The sequence below is a fragment of the Providencia sp. PROV268 genome, from assembly GCF_028477805.1.
Taxonomy (GTDB): Bacteria; Pseudomonadota; Gammaproteobacteria; order Enterobacterales; family Enterobacteriaceae; genus Providencia; species Providencia stuartii.
This window is the reverse complement of sequence record NZ_JAMPLW010000001.1, coordinates 289,617-309,279: the sequence shown is the minus strand read 5'-3', so window position 1 is coordinate 309,279 and position 19,663 is coordinate 289,617. Positions and strand designations below refer to the sequence as shown.

Annotated in this window: 19 protein-coding genes and 2 tRNA genes; 12 read left to right on the top strand and 9 right to left on the bottom strand. The window is 41.3% G+C overall.

Annotated elements, in window-relative coordinates; translation table 11 throughout:
• Window positions 1–78: 78 nt before the first annotated feature.
• A complete protein-coding gene (gene rnt / locus PR699_RS01575) occupies window positions 79–720 on the top strand; it encodes a ribonuclease T (RefSeq protein ID WP_004919199.1) in 642 nt (213 codons plus the stop codon).
• Window positions 721–800: 80 nt separating this feature from the next.
• On the opposite strand, the gene PR699_RS01570 is transcribed toward rnt, so the two are convergent.
• Window positions 801–1,148 carry a Grx4 family monothiol glutaredoxin gene (locus PR699_RS01570; RefSeq protein WP_014658226.1) on the bottom strand — a complete coding sequence of 116 codons (348 nt, stop codon included), beginning with the start codon at window positions 1,146–1,148 and terminating at the stop codon, window positions 801–803.
• A 701-nt stretch (window positions 1,149–1,849) separates the two neighbouring features.
• On the opposite strand from PR699_RS01570, the gene sodB reads away from it, so the two are divergent.
• A complete protein-coding gene (gene sodB / locus PR699_RS01565; protein WP_014658225.1) occupies window positions 1,850–2,428 on the top strand; it encodes a superoxide dismutase [Fe] in 579 nt (192 codons plus the stop codon).
• Between the two features lie 75 nt (window positions 2,429–2,503).
• On the opposite strand, the gene PR699_RS19655 is transcribed toward sodB, so the two are convergent.
• Entirely contained in the window at window positions 2,504–2,587 is an 84-nt protein-coding gene (locus PR699_RS19655) for a YnhF family membrane protein (RefSeq protein WP_101495216.1), read from the bottom strand.
• Between the two features lie 269 nt (window positions 2,588–2,856).
• On the opposite strand from PR699_RS19655, the gene purR reads away from it, so the two are divergent.
• Window positions 2,857–3,882, top strand: a complete 1,026-nt coding sequence (gene purR, locus PR699_RS01560) for an HTH-type transcriptional repressor PurR (RefSeq protein ID WP_014658224.1) — start codon at window positions 2,857–2,859, stop codon at window positions 3,880–3,882.
• Here purR and punR read toward each other — a convergent pair whose 3' ends face one another.
• On the bottom strand, window positions 3,883–4,788 hold the full coding sequence (gene punR, locus PR699_RS01555) for a DNA-binding transcriptional activator PunR (protein WP_014658223.1): 906 nt from the start codon (window positions 4,786–4,788) through the stop codon (window positions 3,883–3,885).
• 123 nt (window positions 4,789–4,911) lie between these two features.
• Here punR and punC point away from each other — a divergent pair, with 123 nt between their 5' ends.
• The 4 genes from punC (at window position 4,912) to PR699_RS01535 (ending at window position 8,853) form a co-directional block, all read left to right on the top strand.
• Window positions 4,912–6,135 (top strand): purine nucleoside transporter PunC, encoded by a 1,224-nt coding sequence (punC, locus tag PR699_RS01550; RefSeq protein ID WP_014658222.1) that lies wholly within the window; start codon window positions 4,912–4,914, stop codon window positions 6,133–6,135.
• Window positions 6,136–6,494: 359 nt separating this feature from the next.
• Window positions 6,495–7,643 (top strand): cyclopropane fatty acyl phospholipid synthase, encoded by a 1,149-nt coding sequence (gene cfa, locus PR699_RS01545; protein ID WP_014658221.1) that lies wholly within the window; start codon window positions 6,495–6,497, stop codon window positions 7,641–7,643.
• A 152-nt stretch (window positions 7,644–7,795) separates the two neighbouring features.
• Window positions 7,796–8,551, top strand: coding sequence for a helix-turn-helix transcriptional regulator (locus tag PR699_RS01540; protein ID WP_004919186.1), 756 nt, complete (start codon window positions 7,796–7,798; stop codon window positions 8,549–8,551).
• Window positions 8,552–8,577: 26 nt separating this feature from the next.
• Window positions 8,578–8,853, top strand: a complete 276-nt coding sequence (locus tag PR699_RS01535; RefSeq protein WP_004919184.1) for a putative quinol monooxygenase — start codon at window positions 8,578–8,580, stop codon at window positions 8,851–8,853.
• A gap of 160 nt (window positions 8,854–9,013) precedes the next feature.
• Here the strand turns inward: PR699_RS01535 and PR699_RS01530 are convergent, their stop codons facing one another.
• Window positions 9,014–9,670, bottom strand: coding sequence for a riboflavin synthase (locus PR699_RS01530; protein WP_004919182.1), 657 nt, complete (start codon window positions 9,668–9,670; stop codon window positions 9,014–9,016).
• A 284-nt stretch (window positions 9,671–9,954) separates the two neighbouring features.
• On the opposite strand from PR699_RS01530, the gene PR699_RS01525 reads away from it, so the two are divergent.
• From PR699_RS01525 to PR699_RS01505, 5 genes are all read left to right on the top strand, one after another.
• Complete coding sequence (locus tag PR699_RS01525; protein ID WP_004919178.1) at window positions 9,955–11,328, top strand: MATE family efflux transporter; 1,374 nt, start codon at window positions 9,955–9,957, stop codon at window positions 11,326–11,328.
• Window positions 11,329–11,486: 158 nt separating this feature from the next.
• Window positions 11,487–11,563: transfer RNA gene (locus tag PR699_RS01520), tRNA-Val, on the top strand.
• Window positions 11,564–11,589: 26 nt separating this feature from the next.
• A tRNA-Val gene (locus tag PR699_RS01515) sits at window positions 11,590–11,666 on the top strand.
• Between the two features lie 403 nt (window positions 11,667–12,069).
• Window positions 12,070–13,482 carry a pyruvate kinase PykF gene (gene pykF / locus PR699_RS01510; RefSeq protein WP_014658218.1) on the top strand — a complete coding sequence of 471 codons (1,413 nt, stop codon included), beginning with the start codon at window positions 12,070–12,072 and terminating at the stop codon, window positions 13,480–13,482.
• Between the two features lie 549 nt (window positions 13,483–14,031).
• Window positions 14,032–14,268 (top strand): major outer membrane lipoprotein, encoded by a 237-nt coding sequence (locus tag PR699_RS01505; protein ID WP_004919171.1) that lies wholly within the window; start codon window positions 14,032–14,034, stop codon window positions 14,266–14,268.
• A 93-nt stretch (window positions 14,269–14,361) separates the two neighbouring features.
• Here the strand turns inward: PR699_RS01505 and PR699_RS01500 are convergent, their stop codons facing one another.
• The 5 genes from PR699_RS01500 to sufC all read right to left on the bottom strand — a co-directional run bounded on the left by PR699_RS01500 (window position 14,362) and on the right by sufC (window position 19,620).
• Complete coding sequence (locus PR699_RS01500) at window positions 14,362–15,435, bottom strand: L,D-transpeptidase family protein (RefSeq protein WP_014658217.1); 1,074 nt, start codon at window positions 15,433–15,435, stop codon at window positions 14,362–14,364.
• Window positions 15,436–15,761: 326 nt separating this feature from the next.
• Window positions 15,762–16,178 carry a cysteine desulfuration protein SufE gene (sufE, locus tag PR699_RS01495; protein ID WP_004919167.1) on the bottom strand — a complete coding sequence of 139 codons (417 nt, stop codon included), beginning with the start codon at window positions 16,176–16,178 and terminating at the stop codon, window positions 15,762–15,764.
• Window positions 16,179–16,348: 170 nt separating this feature from the next.
• Window positions 16,349–17,587, bottom strand: a complete 1,239-nt coding sequence (gene sufS, locus PR699_RS01490) for a cysteine desulfurase SufS (protein ID WP_014658216.1) — start codon at window positions 17,585–17,587, stop codon at window positions 16,349–16,351.
• A 7-nt stretch (window positions 17,588–17,594) separates the two neighbouring features.
• Window positions 17,595–18,899 carry a Fe-S cluster assembly protein SufD gene (gene sufD / locus PR699_RS01485; protein ID WP_004919163.1) on the bottom strand — a complete coding sequence of 435 codons (1,305 nt, stop codon included), beginning with the start codon at window positions 18,897–18,899 and terminating at the stop codon, window positions 17,595–17,597.
• Entirely contained in the window at window positions 18,874–19,620 is a 747-nt protein-coding gene (gene sufC, locus PR699_RS01480) for a Fe-S cluster assembly ATPase SufC (RefSeq protein WP_004919160.1), read from the bottom strand. The genes sufD and sufC overlap by 26 nt, the downstream gene beginning before the upstream one ends.
• Window positions 19,621–19,663: the final 43 nt, after the last annotated feature.

Here is a 19,663-nt window from a genome sequence, read left to right as displayed (position 1 = left end):
CCTAGTGTGAGTTTATCTGCAAAACTTTTCGGTTTTTGGCATAATAACCAACAACCGGAAACCTAAAATGAAAGCCTAATGTCTGATAAAAATAATCCTAACGCACTGGTTAGCCGCTTCAGGGGCTATTACCCTGTTGTCATTGATGTAGAAACTGGTGGGTTTAATGCCAAAACGGATGGTCTACTTGAAATTGCCGCCATCACGCTCAAAATGGATAAAGATGGCTGGTTATCGCCTGATGAAACACTTCATTTTCATGTTGAACCCTTTGAAGGGGCTAATTTAGAACCCGCTGCGTTAGCTTTTACGGGGATTGACCCAACTAACCCTTTACGTGGTGCTGTTAGTGAGTATGAAGCACTGCATGCCATTTTTAAAATGGTACGAAAAGGGATGAAAGCGACCGATTGTAATCGAGCTATCATTGTGGCTCACAACGCCACATTCGACCACAGCTTTGTCATGAATGCCGCTGAACGTGCGGGTTTAAAACGTAACCCTTTCCACCCTTTTGCGACTTTTGATACCGCTGCATTAAGTGGCCTTGTTTTTGGGCAAACGATTTTAGCTAAGGCCTGTGTCGCAGCAGGGATCCCTTTCGACGGTAAGCAGGCTCACGGCGCTTTGTATGATACAAACCGCACTGCTCTTCTTTTTTGTGAGTTAGTTAATAAGTGGAAAAAGCTCGGTGGATGGCCACCGGCGGAGCAAGAGTAAAAAATAGCCGTTTCCGAAATAGAAAGACCGTATTAGTCTAAACGCTTAATACGGTCTTTTTAGATACATTAATGACGAGATTACTCAGCTTTCGTCTCATCAGCAGGACGGTACTTGTCTGCTGTTTCTTTAATCAGTGACTGTAATTCACCACGCTGATACATTTCCATGATGATATCACAACCACCTACTAATTCACCGTCAACCCATAATTGGGGAAATGTTGGCCAATTTGCGTATTTTGGTAGCTCTGCACGGATATCTGGATTTTGCAGGATATCGACATAAGCGAAACGTTCACCACAAGCAGATAACGCTTGAACTGCCTGAGCAGAAAAACCGCAGCTAGGAAGCTTAGGAGAGCCTTTCATATACAGCAGGATTGGGTTTTCTTTAATCTGGCGTTCGATTCTTTCAATTGTCGTCATTTTTACTTCCTTAACATTAATATAATTAGTATATTTCTTGTTTTTCAATCAGATAAAAAATACAGAACAAAAAACATACTACATAATACTACATTTCACTCTTAATACATCAATGAGTTAAGCTGCGATTACGAATGAAAAAGAGGGGTGTTAAGCCCCTCCTTTGGTTTGCTTGTATTGTGACTTATTTATGATTCAAGTCAAATAAATCTACTACCTAGCACGCTCCCTGCTCTGCATCACTCTTTTCCTACCATACTCTCCCGCAATGATAAAAAACCGACGAATAACAGTCTCACTGAACTATCAGCTTATCTCACAAATTTATTTGGTATTAGGGAACAATCAGGATAGCGACGGTAGTTATGAGCTAACTACACGTTAGTCATCCACCCGCTATTGAAAAGCCATACGTTCATCTCCCCGTTTACAGTTACGGTGAAACTCTGCTGATAAAATAATATCCCTATGATTTTACGGTGTATTTATCAGTAAGATTTGTTAAGATAACCCTATAATGACTAAGCCTACAATCAGACAGCCATATCGTGCTATTATTAATATATTAAATAATAGTTCATGCCGCATAAATGTTCAGTTTATGCACATTAACAGCATGATCATGGCTATAAAAATATTCGCTCAACTTTATGAGCACTACACCCATATGTGTTGTTTTACACCTAAACAAGGAGTACGCAATGTCTTTTGAACTACCCGCTCTACCTTATGCTAAGAATGCTCTAGAACCTTATATCTCGGAAGAAACACTCGAGTACCATTATGGTAAACACCATAATACCTATGTTGTTAACCTGAATAACTTAGTCAAAGGTACTGCTTTCGAAGGTAAATCACTGGAAGAGATCATTAAAACCTCAGATGCTGGTATTTTTAACAATGCGGCACAAGTTTGGAATCACACTTTCTACTGGAACTGCTTAGCGCCAAACGCTGGCGGGGAACCAACAGGTAAAGTCGCAGAAGCGATTAACAAAGCATTTGGTTCTTTCGCTGAATTTAAACAGCAGTTCACTGATGCAGCAACCAAAAACTTTGGTGCTGGTTGGACTTGGTTAGTTAAAAAAACTGATGGCAGCTTAGCGATTGTAAATACCTCTAACGCTGGCACCCCTATCTCTGGTGATGACAAACCTCTTCTTACTGTCGATATTTGGGAGCACGCCTACTATATTGACTACCGCAATGCACGTCCTAAGTATTTAGAGAACTTCTGGGCGCTGGTTAATTGGAAATTTGTTGAAGAAAATCTAGCTTAATTGATTTTTATCACTAACAATAAGGGCGAGTATTCACTCGCCCTTATTCATTCTACCTTTATTTAAAAGGCAAAATTAGAAAATATGTACTGCAAAAGCAATGATCACAGCCAAAGAACCTAACGCTGCTAATAATCCAAATTTAAAATCTGTATCCATGAGTTCCTCTCATCAAACGAACAGTTAACCAGCAACATAACCATAACTTTAACATGGTTAAATAAGTATGACATGACGATTTATAAAAACCAGTGTCTATATCACAGGTTATAACATCAATTATTTCTTTTGTTTTTGCGCTAGATCAGACAAAATCGATAACAAATCGCTAAATTATTGCCAGTTAAGGTACTATGCCTCAATATGCTGGTAATTTTTAATAAGAATTCATGACAAGACCGCTTATTGGTCAGGAGTTTTTTTTCCCCATGGCAACGATTAAAGATGTGGCGAAGCGCGCTGGCGTCTCCACCACAACCGTATCCCATGTAATTAACAAAACACGCTTTGTAGCCGATGATACTAAGGCTGCTGTTTGGGCTGCAATAAAAGAACTCAATTATTCGCCGAGTGCCGTTGCTCGTAGTTTGAAAGTTAATCATACAAAATCCATCGGCTTGCTCGCGACATCGAGTGAGGCACCTTATTTTGCTGAGGTCATTGAGTCTGTTGAAAACAGTTGTTATGAGAAAGGCTATACTCTAATTTTATGTAATTCGCATAATAACTTAGGTAAACAACAAGCTTATTTACAGATGCTGGCACAAAAACGTGTCGATGGCCTACTCGTCATGTGTTCTGAATACCCTGATAAACTAATCAATATGTTAGAAGATTACCGTAACATCCCAATGGTCGTTATGGATTGGGGAACATCACGCGGTGACTTTACTGACAGTATCATTGATAATTCATTCCATGGCGGCTATCTCGCGGGTCGTTACTTAATTGACCGAGGCCATCGCGATATTGCGGTGATCCCCGGCTCTTTGGAAAGAAATACAGGGATTGGGCGGCTCACTGGCTTTAAAAAGGCCATGGAAGAGGCGAAGGTCACTTTACGTGACGAATGGATTGTTCAAGGCGACTTTGAACCTGAGTCAGGCTATAAAGCCATGATGCAAATTTTGAGTAATAAGCAAAAACCCACTGCCGTATTCTGTGGTGGTGACATCATGGCGATGGGCGCCATTTGTGCCGCTGACGAAATGGGGCTACGGGTTCCTCAAGATATTTCCATTATAGGTTATGATAATGTGCGCAATGCACGTTATTTCACCCCTGCATTAACCACAATACATCAACCTAAAGAACGCTTAGGCCAAATGGCATTCGCTATGTTGCTAGATCGCATAGTGAATAAACGTGAAGATGCACAAACAATCGAAGTGCATCCACGTTTAGTTGAACGGCGCTCAGTGGCTGATGGTCCGTTCATCGATTACCGCCGCTAATTAAGGAGCTAGCCATTCGGCGTTGAGTGTTTCACTGTCTCCTAAGTATTCAAGTAACCAACTCAACGCCGGTGAGGTATTTTTTTCAACCCAAGTTAAACAGCATGGGCTTGGCGGAAACGGCTGTGTTAATTGTAATGGCACAAGCTTTCCAGCTTCACAAAATGGCGCTCCGCGGTGTTCAGGTACCATCCCAACACATAACCCATTCACTAAACATGCCATTCCATTTTCCCAAAATGGCACGACTAAACGCCGCTGGTTATCTAGTGCCCATGTATCGCGTTTGGGTAGGTTCCTTGATGTATCTTCAAGGCATAGACTTGGGTATTCACGCATTTGGTCATCCGTTAATCCTCCCTTTAACTGCGCTAATGGGTGGTTAGGACTGGCAACACATAACCATGACATAAACCCCATATCGCGAAAACTATAGCGTTCGCCGATCGGTGAGGCGCGTGTTGCACCAATGGCCACATCGACACGCCCATCCGCAAGCGCATCCCAAACACCGTTAAAAACTTCAGGATGGATATACAACTCAATGTCTGGGAAGTGGCGATAGAAATCGAGGATCAATTGCTCCGTTCGTTGAGGTTTCACTATGCAGTCAACCGCAATACTAAACTGCCCTCGCCAGCCATTTGCGGCTTGCTGACACTGGTGGCGTGTCTGTGTCATTTTTTTGATAACAGATCGACTTTGCTTGATAAATATTTCCCCAGCCTCTGTTAAAACAACATCGCGGTGACGTCGCTCAAATATCGGTACTGCAAGCCATTCCTCGACTTGCTTGACCGTATAGCTAATCGCAGAAGGCACTCGGTGAAGCTCCTCTGCTGCACCACTAAAACTCCCAGTTCTTGCAACTGCATCAATCACTTCTAAGGAATGAGCTGACCACATAACGATACCTTTCAAAAATTTTGATAGCACATTCCAAATATTACCGTTTCACAATGTAAAAATACAACCTATACAATAGGGTATCTATTAACAATTTTGTAAATTTTAGATAAGTAATCTGCCATGACAAATACTGCGACAAAAAACTCCCCAGGCTTTATGTTCTACCTTGCTGGGTTGAGTATGCTAGGGTTCTTAGCTATTGATATGTATCTTCCCGCATTTGGGTCAATGCAAACTGCATTAAATACTTCTGAAGGCGCAATTAGTGCTTCTCTAAGTATCTTCTTAGGGGGATTTGCCCTTGCTCAACTGCTATGGGGGCCTTTATCGGATAAGCTAGGTCGTAAACCGATCCTCATTGCCGGTTTGTCACTCTTTATTTTAAGTTGTTTAGGGATGTTATGGGTCACCAGTGCAACACAACTGCTTATCTTACGTTTTTTACAGGCAATTGGCGTCTGTAGTGCAGCCGTTCTTTGGCAAGCACTAGTTATCGACCGTTATGACTCCTCTAGTACGCAAAAAGTGTTTGCGACCATTATGCCCCTAGTTGCTCTTTCTCCTGCTTTGGCGCCTTTATTGGGTGCATGGGTGCTTGAGCATTATGATTGGGAAATTATCTTTGTTGTTTTAATGGCCGTTGGGGTTTTATTATTACTTCCGACATTTTTATTAAAAAATGTTGCCCCAAAAGAGATCATTAGTAGTACATCAGGAAAAGAGTCCGTTTCATTTTTAAAATTACTCAGCTCACGTATATACAGTGGTAACGTTTTGGTTTACGCATCCTGTAGTGCCGGTTTCTTTGCTTGGTTAACGGGGTCACCTTTTATTTTAAGAAATATGGGTTTTGACCCAGCAGATATTGGTCTGAGTTATATTCCTCAAACTCTTGCCTTTATTATTGGTGGTTATGGATGTCGTTTTTTATTAATCAAAGTCCGTGCTGAAATCTTATTTCCATTATTATTGATCGGCTATGCTGTGAGTATGTCAATTCTGTTTGTAATGGCAATTTATACCACACCAAGCCTAACCATGATCTTAATCCCCTTTTGTTTTATGGCAGCAATGAACGGTGCTTCTTACCCAATTGCAGTTTCAAAAGCGCTGAATGCCTACCCTCAGGCAAGTGGTAAAGCTGCCGCATTGCAAAATACCTTACAACTGGGATTGTGTTTTGTCGCCAGTATATTAGTTTCCGCATTACCTTTTGAGCCGCTACTATCCACAACAGGTGTCATGGCAATAACAATATTACCAATGATTATTGGTTATTTTGTTCAAAATACAAAAGATTGCACTGAATCATCACGGAAAAATGCAGAATATCAGCCTCAATAACTAATTTTGCTATCAGCCACTACTCTGTAGTGGCTGATTTGGAATAAAAAACCTAATTAAGTCGTCTTTTTAAAATCATCCACTCTTTATTTGACATTCCAATTCTGTATATTTACTTTCAAATTCTACTTTTCTGGCTAAAGTGACATTTTTCGCCATTGTTAAATAAAACTATCGCTTCTATACTCGGATAATACTTAGTCCGAAGTGATTTTTGAGTTAATAAATATTGATGGTTTAAACTCAGGGCGCGACGGTATAAATGCGCTCCTGTCTTTGTGAAGCTATTCTTCGCAACCCTACACTTTCAGCAAACTGAAATTCTATCTCAAAAACCTTCATCTCAAGTTGGAGAGCATATGAGCACTTGTGTAGATGAAACTAAAGCGAAAGTTTCGAATTGGCAAAGGATCGCAGAGTCTTTATTAAACCAAGCAGGCATAGAAATAAACGGCTCTCGCCCTTTCGATATTCAAATACATAATACCGATTTTTATAAAAGGGTTTTACAAAAAGGGTCTCTCGGTCTTGGCGAGAGTTATATGGACGGCTGGTGGGACTGTGAGCGCTTAGATATATTTTTCTATAAAGTATTGCAAGCGAAACTCGACACTAAGCTGCCGAATAACCTTACCGATATCATGAAAGTCGCTATGGCGCGCCTAAGAAACCTGCAAACCCAAAAACGGTCTTGGATTGTAGGAGAAGAGCACTATGATTTGGGTAATGATCTTTTTACCCTAATGCTTGACCCTTATATGCAATATTCTTGCGGTTATTGGCATGATGCGACATCACTTGAACAGGCACAAATTAATAAATTGGATCTAATTTGTCGCAAACTGCAAATAGAGCCGGGTATGCGCCTTTTAGATATTGGTTGTGGCTGGGGAGGCTTAAGCGCCTATGCCGCTCGCCATTATGGCGCCTCTGTTACAGGGGTCACTATCTCTAAAGAGCAACAAAAACTCGCACAAGAGCGTTGTAAAGGCTTAGACGTTAATATCATTTTGCAAGATTACCGTGAGTTAAATGATAAATTTGATCGCATCGTCTCTGTTGGCATGTTTGAACACGTTGGCCCTAAAAACTACGCAACCTATTTCGATGTGGCACGTAGAAATATTAAAGACGATGGCTTATTTTTGTTACACACAATTGGTTCTAACAAAAATAAAGTCAATGTGGACTCGTGGATTGGTAAATATATTTTCCCAAATGGCGTATTACCCTCTATTCAAAATATTGGGAACTCAAGTGAAGGTAAATTTATCATGGAAGATTGGCACAATTTTGGGGCTGATTACGATAAAACGTTAATGGCTTGGTATGAACGCTTCTTAAATAGTTGGTCAGAACTAAGTAATAATTATACTCCTCGCTTTAAACGTATGTTTACCTATTACTTAAACTCTTGTGCTGGCGCTTTCCGAGCAAGAGATATTCAGTTGTGGCAAATCCTCTGGAGTCCGAACGGCGTTAGCGGAGGCATTAGAGTTCCTCGGTAACACAATTACGGAATATTCCTTCTTATAAAGGCTCTATTATTGAGATGAATCTCTTTATAGAGCCTTTAATAATGCATAAATATTATTTTAATTAGTCTTTCGACTAAAAAACGTTATTATAAGTGATTCGAACAACTCGCTATGTAGGAATTATGCTCAAACAGTATTATCCGCCAACGGAATTGAATGGTTTTATCAGTTCGATTCTAATTATCAAGAAATTTACAACACCGATTAAAATTTTTCCTGGTACTGGCGCAGAAATTTGGGTTTCTACCAAAGCGTTACGTCTGTCTACTGATCACCATCAACAAGTCAACAAATATCAGCTTGTTATTCCGCGTATCGACACTTTTACCGCAGAGCCTAATCATGGGAAGCTCATGGTATTGCGTGTACGCCATGATGCCGTGCGTTTTTTATTACCTAAACGCATCTTAACTTATACCGATATACCGACCGCGTTAGCCGATATATGGCAGGATCCTTGGTATAAAGAGTTATCGAAATCATCCTTTAAAGGACTCCTTGATTGTTTTAATGCGACGAAAGTCTCAAAACAGCATCAATTAGTGGATGATATATTGGCGATCCTCTACCGAAATCCAACCAAAAAGATTAATGATATTGCTGATGAAATGGGATACAGCGCACGTTTTATACAAAAAGAATTTTTAAAAGAATATGGCATTACCCCTAAAAGATATCAGATAAATTGCCGTCTAGAACAACTACTTAAGGCAATGCTTGCCGAGCAAGATACCTATCGCTGGCTAGAAACAGGCTATTATGATCAGTCCCATTTCTATCGTGATTTTAAGCGTTATTTCACGATGACGCCGTCTGCTTTTTTGAAGTCTCATTATTCGTTTTTTTACAATACAAAAGCCAAGTTCCCTTTAAGATAGTTCTCGATACACATAAGGAGAACGGAATGAGTATTGTTGTATATGCACAAATCACAACAGAAAATAAGAATGGATTTTTAACCAAAGACATAATCAAAAATTTAGCTAAGCTAAGTCGTCGTGAGCAAGGATGCATTAAATATGACCTTATCACTAAAGAGGATGGTTACATCGTTTTTGAAGAATGGGAAAGTACCGATGCGCTTGAAATGCATAAAAAGTCAGCGCATTTTAAACGGCTCGTTGAAGCAATTGAACGTGATAATGCTAGCATTTCTATTAATTTTAGCGAAAAAGCATAGTGGCGCAAATTAATACTTGGTACTAAAAAACCCAACAAAAGTGCAAATACAAGGGATTTCCCCTTAAGATAGTAAAACTTATCAGACTTTTAATGCTATAACACCAGCTAACTCCTCGGTGCTATAGCATTTTCAGTTTCCCTCATACAAAGGGTTACATTTAGTTATCGCTTGCCTGTGTAATCGCTTCCTGAGCTTTTTTTTCCTGCTCTTTCTGCAATAAAACTCGTTCGACTGTATCAACTATCGCTTGAGTTTGTGGATCTATTTCAATGTTCACTTTATCCCCCAGCCGTTTCAAACCTAATGTGGTTCTTGCTAAGGTTTCAGGGATCAGATGTACACAAAAACGGTTATTGATTACGTCACCGACAGTGAGACTGATCCCATCAATCGCAACAAACCCCTTGTGTAAAATATATTTCATCAATGCTTTGTCATAGATAGACAACCAAATTTGATGATTATCTTCTGATGTGAAGATTTTACTGATCTCTGCGGTCGTCACAATGTGGCCTGATACCACATGGCCGCCTATCTCATCACCATACTTTGCAGCTCTTTCAATGTTAACAACATCACCAACCTTCAATTCACCTAGGTTGGTTAGCCTGAGTGTTTCCTTGATTAAATCAAAGCTAACATATTCGCCATCTATTTTTGTTACTGTTAGGCAACAACCATTATGCGCTACGGAAGCGCCGGTCTCTAAGCCGACAAGCAGTTCTGGTGTAAATTTCATCACATGGGTACGAAAGTTAGCTCTCTCTGTAACCTCAACAATTGGGGCAGTCCCCTGAACGATACCTGTAAACATAATGATTCTCAGTGCTATGAATTGATAGTCTCAGTTTACCTAAACATTCTTAGAGATCTATCTAATTTGAGTGGTTTGGCTCAACCTATGTGTGAATTTGTGTAACATTATCATGCCGCTCCATACACAACTTTCTTTCATATTAAGAACAACAGATCATTGGCTTAAGTTATCAAAAGAGTTAAAATATAAAGTTGCTATTAACTATTTGATTTATCAAAAATCATTAGCATTTCTTTCTCTATATTCTATTAATCAGTATTTATTACTCTAAAGGTGTATGCGTGCAGAAATATTTTACAGAAGCGCGTAGCTTGCTCGCTCTCGGCATTCCGATCATTCTTGCTCAATTTTCACAAACGGCGATGGGTTTTGTGGATACCGTGATGGCAGGTAGTGTCAGTGAAACCGAGATGTCAGCAGTTGCAGTTGGATTTTCTATCTGGCTGCCAGCTATTCTTTTTGGTCAGGGGTTATTAATGGCACTGACACCTATCGTCGCACAGATGAATGGTTCTGGTCGCCGTCAGTTAATTGGTAATCAAATTCAGCAAGGGCTATGGCTAGCGTTCTTCCTTTCACTGGGTGTGATTTTTTTACTTTATAATAGTAAGTTAATTATTGGTAACATGCCGCATATTAATGAAGAGCTAGCAGATAAGTCTGTCCGTTTCTTACATGCGATTATGTGGGGTGCGCCCGGCTATCTATTTTATCAGGTCTTTCGTAGCCAATGTGAAGGTCTATCCAAAACCAAACCAGGCATGGTGATTGGTTTTCTCGGCTTGATGGTCAACATTCCCATTAACTATATCTTTATTTATGGGCATTTTGGTGCGCCTGCATTAGGTGGTGTGGGTTGTGGTGTCGCAACTGCATCAGTCTACTGGGTAATGTGCATTATGATGCGTTGGTACGTAAAAAGAGCGGGCTCACAACGCGATATTAAGGCGACACAACCCTTTGCTTCCCCTAACCCACTTATTATGAAACGTATTTTTGTTTTAGGTGCACCTATTGGGTTAGCGTTATTTTTTGAAGTGACACTATTTGCCATCGTCGCATTGCTGGTTGCGCCGCTGGGTGTCGTGGCGGTTGCAGGACACCAAGTTGCATTAAACTTCAGCTCGGTCATGTTTATGTTCCCATTGTCATTGGGTATCGCTGCCACTATCCGTGTGGGTTATAACCTTGGACAACAATCGACTGAAGCAGCGAAAGTCTCTTCTTATACCAGTTTGGCAGTTGGCTTATTAGTCGCATGCTGTACCGCGATCCTGACGGCAACCTTACGTGAACCTATTGCGTTAATGTATAACAAAAGCCCTGAAGTAGTTGTTCTCGCTTCAAGCCTCATGCTATTTGCAGCGATTTACCAGCTTTCAGATTCGGTGCAGGTCATCGGTGCAGGTATTTTACGCGGCTATAAAGATACGCGTTCTATCTTCTTTATTACCTTTACCGCTTACTGGATTTTAGGGTTACCTGTGGGTTATGTACTCGCATTAACTGACTTTATCTTCCCTGCGATGGGACCTAAAGGCTTTTGGATCGGATTTATTGTGGGTCTAAGTGCGGCTGCCGTGGGTATGGCCACCCGTATTTGGTGGATCCATAGGCAACCTGATAGCGTTGTTTTACTTCGTTCAACGCGCTAATTGATGGAATAACAAGCAAATTATTCGATTGGGGAATGTATTTTTGCTTTAGTCGCTGTAAATACGAGCAAACTATCACGAAAATACATTTTCCCCTTGCCAGAACGGCGGTAGGACGTTAATATTCGTTCCCGTTGTCACCCTGACAGTTTTGAAACGCGTCCGTAGCTCAGTTGGTTAGAGCACCACCTTGACATGGTGGGGGTCGGTAGTTCGAGTCTACTCGGACGCACCATTTCACAACGTCAATGATATTACAATGCGTCCGTAGCTCAGTTGGTTAGAGCACCACCTTGACATGGTGGGGGTCGGTAGTTCGAGTCTACTCGGACGCACCATTCAACGATGTTATTCACTGTTTCTCTCTTGTTTTCTTATCTGCTCCACCGTTTTTGTGACCACCTTCTCGTGTTGCGCAACAGCACCGATAAAATCTTCAATTATTTTGATCTGAAATATCTCTTCACTCAATTTTGCAAAATTTGATTTGTCTCACAGTTTTTTGTTGTCTATAATAATCGCACAAGCTGAAAGGTTTCATCAAAAATAAATCAGTAAGTTAGCTTTAGTGCATTAGGTTACAATCATAATAATTAGCATAAAAAATGTGATCTAATCCACAACATAATTGCATTGAACACCAGACTGTCGCCTATTCTTAATACAATGCGTTGCGCAACAAAACGTATTCATGAATCGACGACAATACCGATTTCCTTTATAACCTTTAGATAGACTGCCATGAAAAAAACGAAAATTGTTTGTACCATCGGTCCAAAAACCGAATCAGAAGAAAAATTGAACCAACTTCTTGATGCAGGCATGAATGTCATGCGTCTCAACTTCTCTCACGGCGACTATGAAGAGCATGGTCAACGTATCAAAAATCTACGTGCAGTCTGTGCGAGAACTGGCAAACAAGCCGCTATCCTGCTTGATACTAAAGGGCCTGAAATCCGCACCATGAAACTTGAGGGCGGTAACGATGTTTCTCTCGTTGCTGGTCAAACTTTTACATTCACTACAGATACCTCAGTTATCGGTAATAAGGACAGAGTTGCTGTAACTTATGCCGGTTTGACCGCAGATCTTAACGCGGGTGATACCGTTTTAGTCGACGACGGTTTAATTGGCATGAAAGTGAAAGATGTCACCGCGACAGAAGTGATCTGTGAAGTCTTGAATAATGGTGATTTAGGTGAGAAAAAAGGCGTTAACCTACCCGGCGTCTCTATTGGTTTACCTGCTCTCGCTGAAAAAGATAAAGAAGACCTGATTTTTGGTTGTGAGCAAGGCGTCGATTTTGTCGCCGCGTCGTTTATCCGTAAACGTTCTGATGTGGAAGAAATCCGTGCTCACCTGAAAAAACACGGTGGCGAAAATATTCAGATCATCTCAAAAATTGAAAACCAAGAAGGTTTGAATAACTTTGATGATATCCTAGAAGCGTCTGATGGTATCATGGTTGCCCGTGGTGACTTGGGTGTTGAGATCCCTGTAGAAGAAGTTATTTTCGCCCAAAAAATGATGATTGAGAAATGTATTGCTGCACGTAAAGTCGTGATCACCGCAACGCAAATGTTAGATTCAATGATCAAAAACCCACGCCCTACTCGCGCTGAGGCAGGCGACGTGGCAAACGCCATCCTTGATGGTACGGATGCTGTGATGCTTTCAGGTGAAAGTGCTAAAGGCAAATACCCTGTTGAAGCCGTTACTATCATGGCAACGATTTGTGAGCGCACAGATCGCATCATGCCAACCCGTATTGATAACCAAAAACCAGGCCAACGCCTACGTGTCACCGAAGCGGTTTGCCGTGGCGCCGTTGAGATGTCTGAGAAGTTAGACGTTCCACTGATTGTCGTTGCTACTTTCGGCGGTAAATCAGCCAAATCAGTCCGTAAATACTTCCCTACCGCGCCTATTTTAGCGCTAACCACTAACGAAGAAACCGCTCGTCAGTTGTTATTGGTAAAAGGTGTAGTACCAATGATGGTTGGTGGTTTCACATCAACAGATGATTTTTACCGCGAAGGTAAACGTGCAGCTTTAAATAGCGGCTTGGCGAAAGAAGGTGATGCTATTGTGATGGTATCTGGTGCATTAGTTCCAAGCGGAACAACCAATACATCTTCCGTACACGTGCTGTAATTAGCAATAGCTTAAAATCCATAACGTCTTAAGACATCGTTTAGGGCGTAATTAAAACGGGGAGAACTTTGTTTTTCCCGTTTTTGTTTTTTTAAGTCATGTTTCAATAAATGAATGTTTGTCATTCTGCCTGAGCACAATAAATGGTTGCCATTTTCGCTCATCCAACACTTATACTATTAGTCGAATAAGGTAGGATGTTTTGTTTTAACATAAAATGCTTCCGGTAGAGAATATTTTGATTTATGGCGTTATTGCAATCTATTATTCATTTGCTATATTAGACTAATATCTCAAAGAGAGTTTGATTTGATTGAATAATAGCCTTGAGAGTTGAGAATACATTTTTTCTTATTTTTCCTACTGTCTGGCTAAAAGTATTTCTAGCAAAACTGGAAATTAAGTACTAGCATAAGAAAAAGTAAGTACCATTCCTGAACGCATTGCGTTGTTCATATGGAATAAGTAGATGTAGAAACAATCTGATATCTATTTTACTGGTCGCTTACTTTGGTATTTTCAAGATAAATCTATCTAGAGGGTAAAATAATGATTCGTACTAAAATTGTTCTGGGCTCTATCGTTCTAGCTTCAGCATTACTGGCGGGTTGTTCTAACAGCACTGAAGTGCAAAAACTCTCTTCAGACGTGCAAACTCTGAATGGTAAAGTTGATCAACTGAGCAACGATGTCCAGACTATTCGCGCTGAAGTTCAAGCTGCACAACAAGAAGCAGCTCGTGCTAACCAACGTCTTGATAACCAAGTTCGTTCTTACAAAAAGTAAGTTTGAATTAGCAACGGTATAACAGTCTACTGTTTTATACCGCATAATCTTATATGTAGAGGGCCTAGATATTAGGCCCTTATTTTTTACCTGTTATTCGTTTTCAGATCCCTGATAGACAGGTTGAGGCTGTGAAATAGTAAATTCATCAATCGGATTCAACGCTGGATATTTACCCTGTTCATTGATGACTTCATCCGTTTGACTGCCACTCACGCTGTACTCCGGTTCATATTGCCTTTCAACCCCCTGCTCCTTGTTAACCCTCACAGGCAACCCTGAACGCCTTGCCAGCTCTTTTTCCACTAATGCTTTATCAATCTCTTCATTTTCAAGGAAACGTTTAAAATCATCAGAGAGCGGTATCGGCATTGTTTGTGGATCATCTGAGGCTTTCTTGGAAAGAGGTTGGTGTACTTCGATGTAATAGCTACCATCGGCTTCTTTTGAATATTTAACCGGTTGATTGATCACTTGCACTCGCGTTCCTTTAGGAACCGTTTTAAACAGAGCTTCAATATCATCTGGGCGTAGACGAATACAGCCTGAGCTAACACGCATACCAATACCAAAATCAGCATTCGTGCCGTGAATTAAATATTCACCTCTGCCATATGCTAAACGTAACGCATAAAGCCCCATTGGGTTGTCTGGTCCTGCGGGTACCACCGCAGGCAAAGTGATCCCTTCTTTGGCATAATTTTTACGAATATTCGCCGTTGGCGTCCATGTGGGATCTTTAATGGATTGGCTCACAGATGTCACCATTTCCGGTGTATCACGCCCTAATTGACCAATTCCGATAGGATAGACCACCACTTCTTTACTACCTTCAGGATAGTAATACAGTCTTAATTCGGCGAGGTTAATAATAATCCCCGTCCGAGGTGTTGCTGGCAATAACATTTGCGTCGGAATAATCAACTCTTTGCCAGCTTCGGGTAAATAAGGATCCGTACCGGGGTTCGCTTCTAGCATCGCCAGTAAACCAATTTGATATTCGCTGGCAATCATTTCTAATGAACGACCATCATTGGGAACAACATAGTGTGTATTTTCCCCGATAAGGCGCGTATTGCTATCTGGTAATGGATAATCCTTCGCTTGTACTGGCGATAGCAATACACTTGCCACAAACAAACTTGCCACAGTTAACGCTTTCTTCATACCGACTCCAGGGAATACCAAACTATGCTCTAATAACTTGAGGGGTAGCTAGGCAGCAAAAAAGCAGCCACGAGAAATTCAAATGGAGCTTAGCCACAACTCGACGATTCGAAGCGGATAGACATCGCTTCTCATTCAAGATGTACATAATAGCAACTATATTGCTCATCTTTAATACCCGTTGAATATTTTGTAAGTAGTAATCGTTATATCATTGATGAAACAATGAGTTAAGCTAAATCGAAGAGTTAATCATGAATACAAGGGATGGCTGCTCAGAACAGTTCAAAAAAACAAGCAGGGAAATAGTATTCCCCGCGAGATAATTATTGTAGCTGTGTTGCTCGGGAAAGGATTGTCCGGATCATCGCATTAAGGCCCTGAGTACGCGACGGCGTCAAATGCTGCTCCAAAGCAAGTTGAGCGAAAAATGATTTGACATCTACTGACAAGATCTGCTCAGCCGTTTTCCCCTGAAAAAGAATAATGACTATTGCAACTAACCCTTTCACGATCGCCGCGTCACTATCACCAGCAAAACAAATGCTACCATCTGGCTGTTTTTGCATATCTATCCAGACTTGGCTTTGACAACCTGCAATCAAGTTACTATCGCTACGTTGTTGCTCTGTTAATGGCGTTAAGCGCCCACCAAGCTCTATCATGTATAGATAACGCTCTTCCCAGTCTTGGCAACGTGCAAAATTCCGTAGCAATTTATGTTCATCGGGTAAAGCTGGCATACTTCTTTCCTTAATTAATCACAAATGTCTCTAAGGCTAGTCAACCTGATTCGTTTTCTCTGCTGATTAGCAAATCGTTCAGTTAATAGGAGCAGGGTTAATAAATGAAAAAGCCAATAACATATTGGCTTTTTCAGTCAATGATAACAAAAACAATCAGGCTTTAACGCCTAGCCTAACAATTTTTTAATGCGCTGTAATGCATTGAATAAGGAATCTATCTCTTCTTTGGTCGTATAGATACCTACCGAAGCGCGACACATTGCAGGAACATTATAGCGGTCCATCAATGGTAATGCACAATGGTGCCCAGTACGGATAGCAATACCATATTGATCTAAAAAAGAGCCAACATCGTAAGCATGATGTGTGCCGAGGTTAAATGCGATCACCCCTTCACGTTGATCGTTACCGTATAGGGTTAATGAGGGAATTTCTTTTAATTTTTTAGAAGCATAGGACATCACTTCCTTTTCATAAGCAAAGGCTTCTGCTCTCCCTAACGCGTTGAGATAATCAAAGGCCGCCCCTAAGCCAATAATGGCGCTAACATTGGGGGTTCCTGCTTCAAAACGCCATGGCGCATCCGCATAAGTGATCCCGTTTTTAAGACTGACATGGCGGATCATTGCTCCGCCCCCTTCCCACGGAGGCATCTTATCTAAAAGTGATTTTTTGCCATACAGAATGCCAATCCCTGTCGGCCCATACAGTTTATGCCCTGAGAAAGTATAAAAATCACAGTCTAACTCTTGCACATCAACAACACTGTGCATCGCACCTTGAGCGCCATCGACTAGCACATACAACTCAGCCCCACAATTAGCCGCTAAAGCCCTCGCTTGCTGAATAATCTCTTTAACGGGGTTAACGGTGCCTAGCACATTAGAGATGTGAGTAAAGCTCAATAACCGTGTTTTGGCATCAATGAGTTCACCAAGTTGCGTTAACAGTAACCGCCCATCATCACTAACAGGAATGACCCGAATTTCAAAGCCTATAGATTCGGCTAATATGTACCAAGGTACGATGTTGGCGTGGTGTTCCATCTCAGTAATGACAATATTATCGCCTTTACCGATAAATGTTCGCCCGAAGGTATTGGCAACAAGGTTGATTGCTTCGGTTGTGCCTTTAACAAAAACTATTTCTTCTGCTGAAGAGGCATGAATAAAATCGGCCGCTTTTTGGCGTACCTCTTCCATCATGCTTGTCGCTTGCGCGCTGAGGGTATGTATCCCACGATGTACCGCAGCATATTGATGCAACGTAAACTCGCTCTCTTTTTCAATCACTTGCAGAGGCTTCTGTGCACTTGCTGCACTATCAAGATAGACCAAAGGATGATTATTCACACTTTGGGATAAGGCAGGAAAATCCTGCCTAACTGCTGTTACGTTGTATGTCATACGCGTATTAGACCTCTGCTAAGCGTTGGCGAATATTCGCCATGACGGCTTGTTTGAGTTCTTCATTTTCAATCGACTCAGTCAACTCCGCTGCAAAAGCAATGATAATCATATGTTTTGCGGCTTTACCGTCAATCCCTCTGGAGCGCAGGTAAAATAACTGCTCATCATCAATACGGCCTACCGTTGCACCATGCCCACACTTCACATCGTCAGCATAAATTTCTAGCTGAGGCTTAGTGTCAACTTCTGCTTTATCACCCAATAATAACGTGTGATTGCTCATTTGACCGTCTGTTTTTAAGGCATTTGGCGCCACTTTGATCATGCCATTGAACACGGCTTTACTTCCGTCCATGGCAATGACTTTATGTAATTGCCGGCTTTCACACTGACCTACATTGTGTTCAAGGTAAGTCCGAGTATCGACAATTTCACTGTCTTTTGGCAATAACAAGCTATTGAGTGAAAAATGCCCATTTTCACCCATCAGTTGTGCGCTCGTATGATGGCGCGTTAGTGCTCCACCCAGCAAAAAGCTGCTGCTTAATACTTGGCTATCGCGACCAACCACGATGTCATTATGAGCAAAATGCTGAGCTACATTGTTTTCGTTATTCAGTTTGAAGTGCTGATATTGCGCATTATCCCCCACTTCAACTGTTAAACGGCCCCCAGTAAAATGGGCTTTATCGTTAAAACTGACAAAATGCTCGATCACTTGCGCTTTGCTGTTTGCATCTAACGTGATGTGATAGCGATATTGGCTAGTATTCACCGTATCGCCATCACTACCGCTGGATATATTCAGTAGATAAAGGGGCTTTTGTGCAATTTGATTTGCACCTAGGTGAATAACAATTGGCTGTTGAGCAAGACTTTCCGTTAAATGCAAAAAGATCTCACTATTAACCGCATCGGGCAGCATATCTTGGCTATCTAATAGCGCAACTTGAAATGGCCCCATATCGATAGAGCTAAGTGTTGAGCTATAGCGGCCATCAACAAGTACGATTCGATAGGCATCAATCGGAAGCGCTAAAGCTTCACACGCTTTTTCGTCAAGATCTTGTTCGGCAAAACGATAATGTGTATTCAATACCGAATGCAACGGCGTATAGTGCCAATCTTCATGACGAAAAACCGGTAAACCGACTTGTTTAGCTTTTTCCCAATGTGCCGCCGCATGATGCGATTTCGCCCCAGAGCGTTGCTCAAAAAGTGTTGCAAAACGCGCCATCGCTTGCTCATTTAATGCAGCTACCTGAGCACGTTTTCCTGCTCTTTCACTGTTGGTCAATAAGCCAGCCATAACCTTGCTCCTCCAGTTTTTTCGCCAAGCTGAAATCACCTGATTTGATGATTTTCCCCTGATACAGCACATGCACAAAATCAGGTTTGACGTAATCCAGAATGCGCTGGTAATGCGTCACAATGATAAATGAACGGTCTGGAGAGCGCAGTGAATTGACACCATTGGCAACGGTTTTCAGTGCATCAATATCTAACCCTGAGTCAGTTTCATCTAAGATGCAGAGTTCTGGCTCAAGAGCAGCCATTTGCAGAATATCATTACGTTTTTTTTCACCGCCGGAGAAGCCCACGTTAACAGAGCGTGTCAATAAATCTTGAGGCATCTCCAGTAAGTTAATTTTATCTTCAATAAAATCTTGGAAATCAAAACGATCTAAAGGTTCTTGCTGACGATATTCACGAACCGCATTGACGGCCGTTTGGAGGAAGAATTGGTTACTCACCCCTGGAATTTCTACTGGGTATTGGAACGCTAAGAAGATACCCTCACCAGCTCGCTCTTCTGGGTCCAACTCTAGCAAATCTTTACCTTTGAAAATGACTTCGCCACTGTCGATGTCATACTCTTCACGACCAGCGAGTGTTGCAGATAACGTACTTTTACCTGAACCATTCGGACCCATAATGGCGTGAACCTCACCCGGTTTCACTTCCAATGATAAGCCCTTTAATATTTCATTGCCTTCTACACTTACATGTAAATTTTTAACACTTAACATATCAACATGCCTTTAGCGCTTTTGCGCATATAAACCTGATTGT

What these genes read in the sequence shown, in the direction of transcription:
- rnt (WP_004919199.1), top strand. Translation starts at nt 79, where the DNA reads ATGTCTGATAAAAATAATCCTAACGCACTGGTTAGCCGCTTCAGGGGC.
- PR699_RS01570 (WP_014658226.1), bottom strand. Translation starts at nt 1,148, where the DNA reads ATGACGACAATTGAAAGAATCGAACGCCAGATTAAAGAAAACCCAATC.
- sodB (WP_014658225.1), top strand. Translation starts at nt 1,850, where the DNA reads ATGTCTTTTGAACTACCCGCTCTACCTTATGCTAAGAATGCTCTAGAA.
- PR699_RS19655 (WP_101495216.1), bottom strand. Translation starts at nt 2,587, where the DNA reads ATGGATACAGATTTTAAATTTGGATTATTAGCAGCGTTAGGTTCTTTG.
- purR (WP_014658224.1), top strand. Translation starts at nt 2,857, where the DNA reads ATGGCAACGATTAAAGATGTGGCGAAGCGCGCTGGCGTCTCCACCACA.
- punR (WP_014658223.1), bottom strand. Translation starts at nt 4,788, where the DNA reads ATGTGGTCAGCTCATTCCTTAGAAGTGATTGATGCAGTTGCAAGAACT.
- punC (WP_014658222.1), top strand. Translation starts at nt 4,912, where the DNA reads ATGACAAATACTGCGACAAAAAACTCCCCAGGCTTTATGTTCTACCTT.
- cfa (WP_014658221.1), top strand. Translation starts at nt 6,495, where the DNA reads ATGAGCACTTGTGTAGATGAAACTAAAGCGAAAGTTTCGAATTGGCAA.
- PR699_RS01540 (WP_004919186.1), top strand. Translation starts at nt 7,796, where the DNA reads ATGCTCAAACAGTATTATCCGCCAACGGAATTGAATGGTTTTATCAGT.
- PR699_RS01535 (WP_004919184.1), top strand. Translation starts at nt 8,578, where the DNA reads ATGAGTATTGTTGTATATGCACAAATCACAACAGAAAATAAGAATGGA.
- PR699_RS01530 (WP_004919182.1), bottom strand. Translation starts at nt 9,670, where the DNA reads ATGTTTACAGGTATCGTTCAGGGGACTGCCCCAATTGTTGAGGTTACA.
- pykF (WP_014658218.1), top strand. Translation starts at nt 12,070, where the DNA reads ATGAAAAAAACGAAAATTGTTTGTACCATCGGTCCAAAAACCGAATCA.
- PR699_RS01505 (WP_004919171.1), top strand. Translation starts at nt 14,032, where the DNA reads ATGATTCGTACTAAAATTGTTCTGGGCTCTATCGTTCTAGCTTCAGCA.
- PR699_RS01500 (WP_014658217.1), bottom strand. Translation starts at nt 15,435, where the DNA reads ATGAAGAAAGCGTTAACTGTGGCAAGTTTGTTTGTGGCAAGTGTATTG.
- sufE (WP_004919167.1), bottom strand. Translation starts at nt 16,178, where the DNA reads ATGCCAGCTTTACCCGATGAACATAAATTGCTACGGAATTTTGCACGT.
- sufS (WP_014658216.1), bottom strand. Translation starts at nt 17,587, where the DNA reads ATGACATACAACGTAACAGCAGTTAGGCAGGATTTTCCTGCCTTATCC.
- sufD (WP_004919163.1), bottom strand. Translation starts at nt 18,899, where the DNA reads ATGGCTGGCTTATTGACCAACAGTGAAAGAGCAGGAAAACGTGCTCAG.
- sufC (WP_004919160.1), bottom strand. Translation starts at nt 19,620, where the DNA reads ATGTTAAGTGTTAAAAATTTACATGTAAGTGTAGAAGGCAATGAAATA.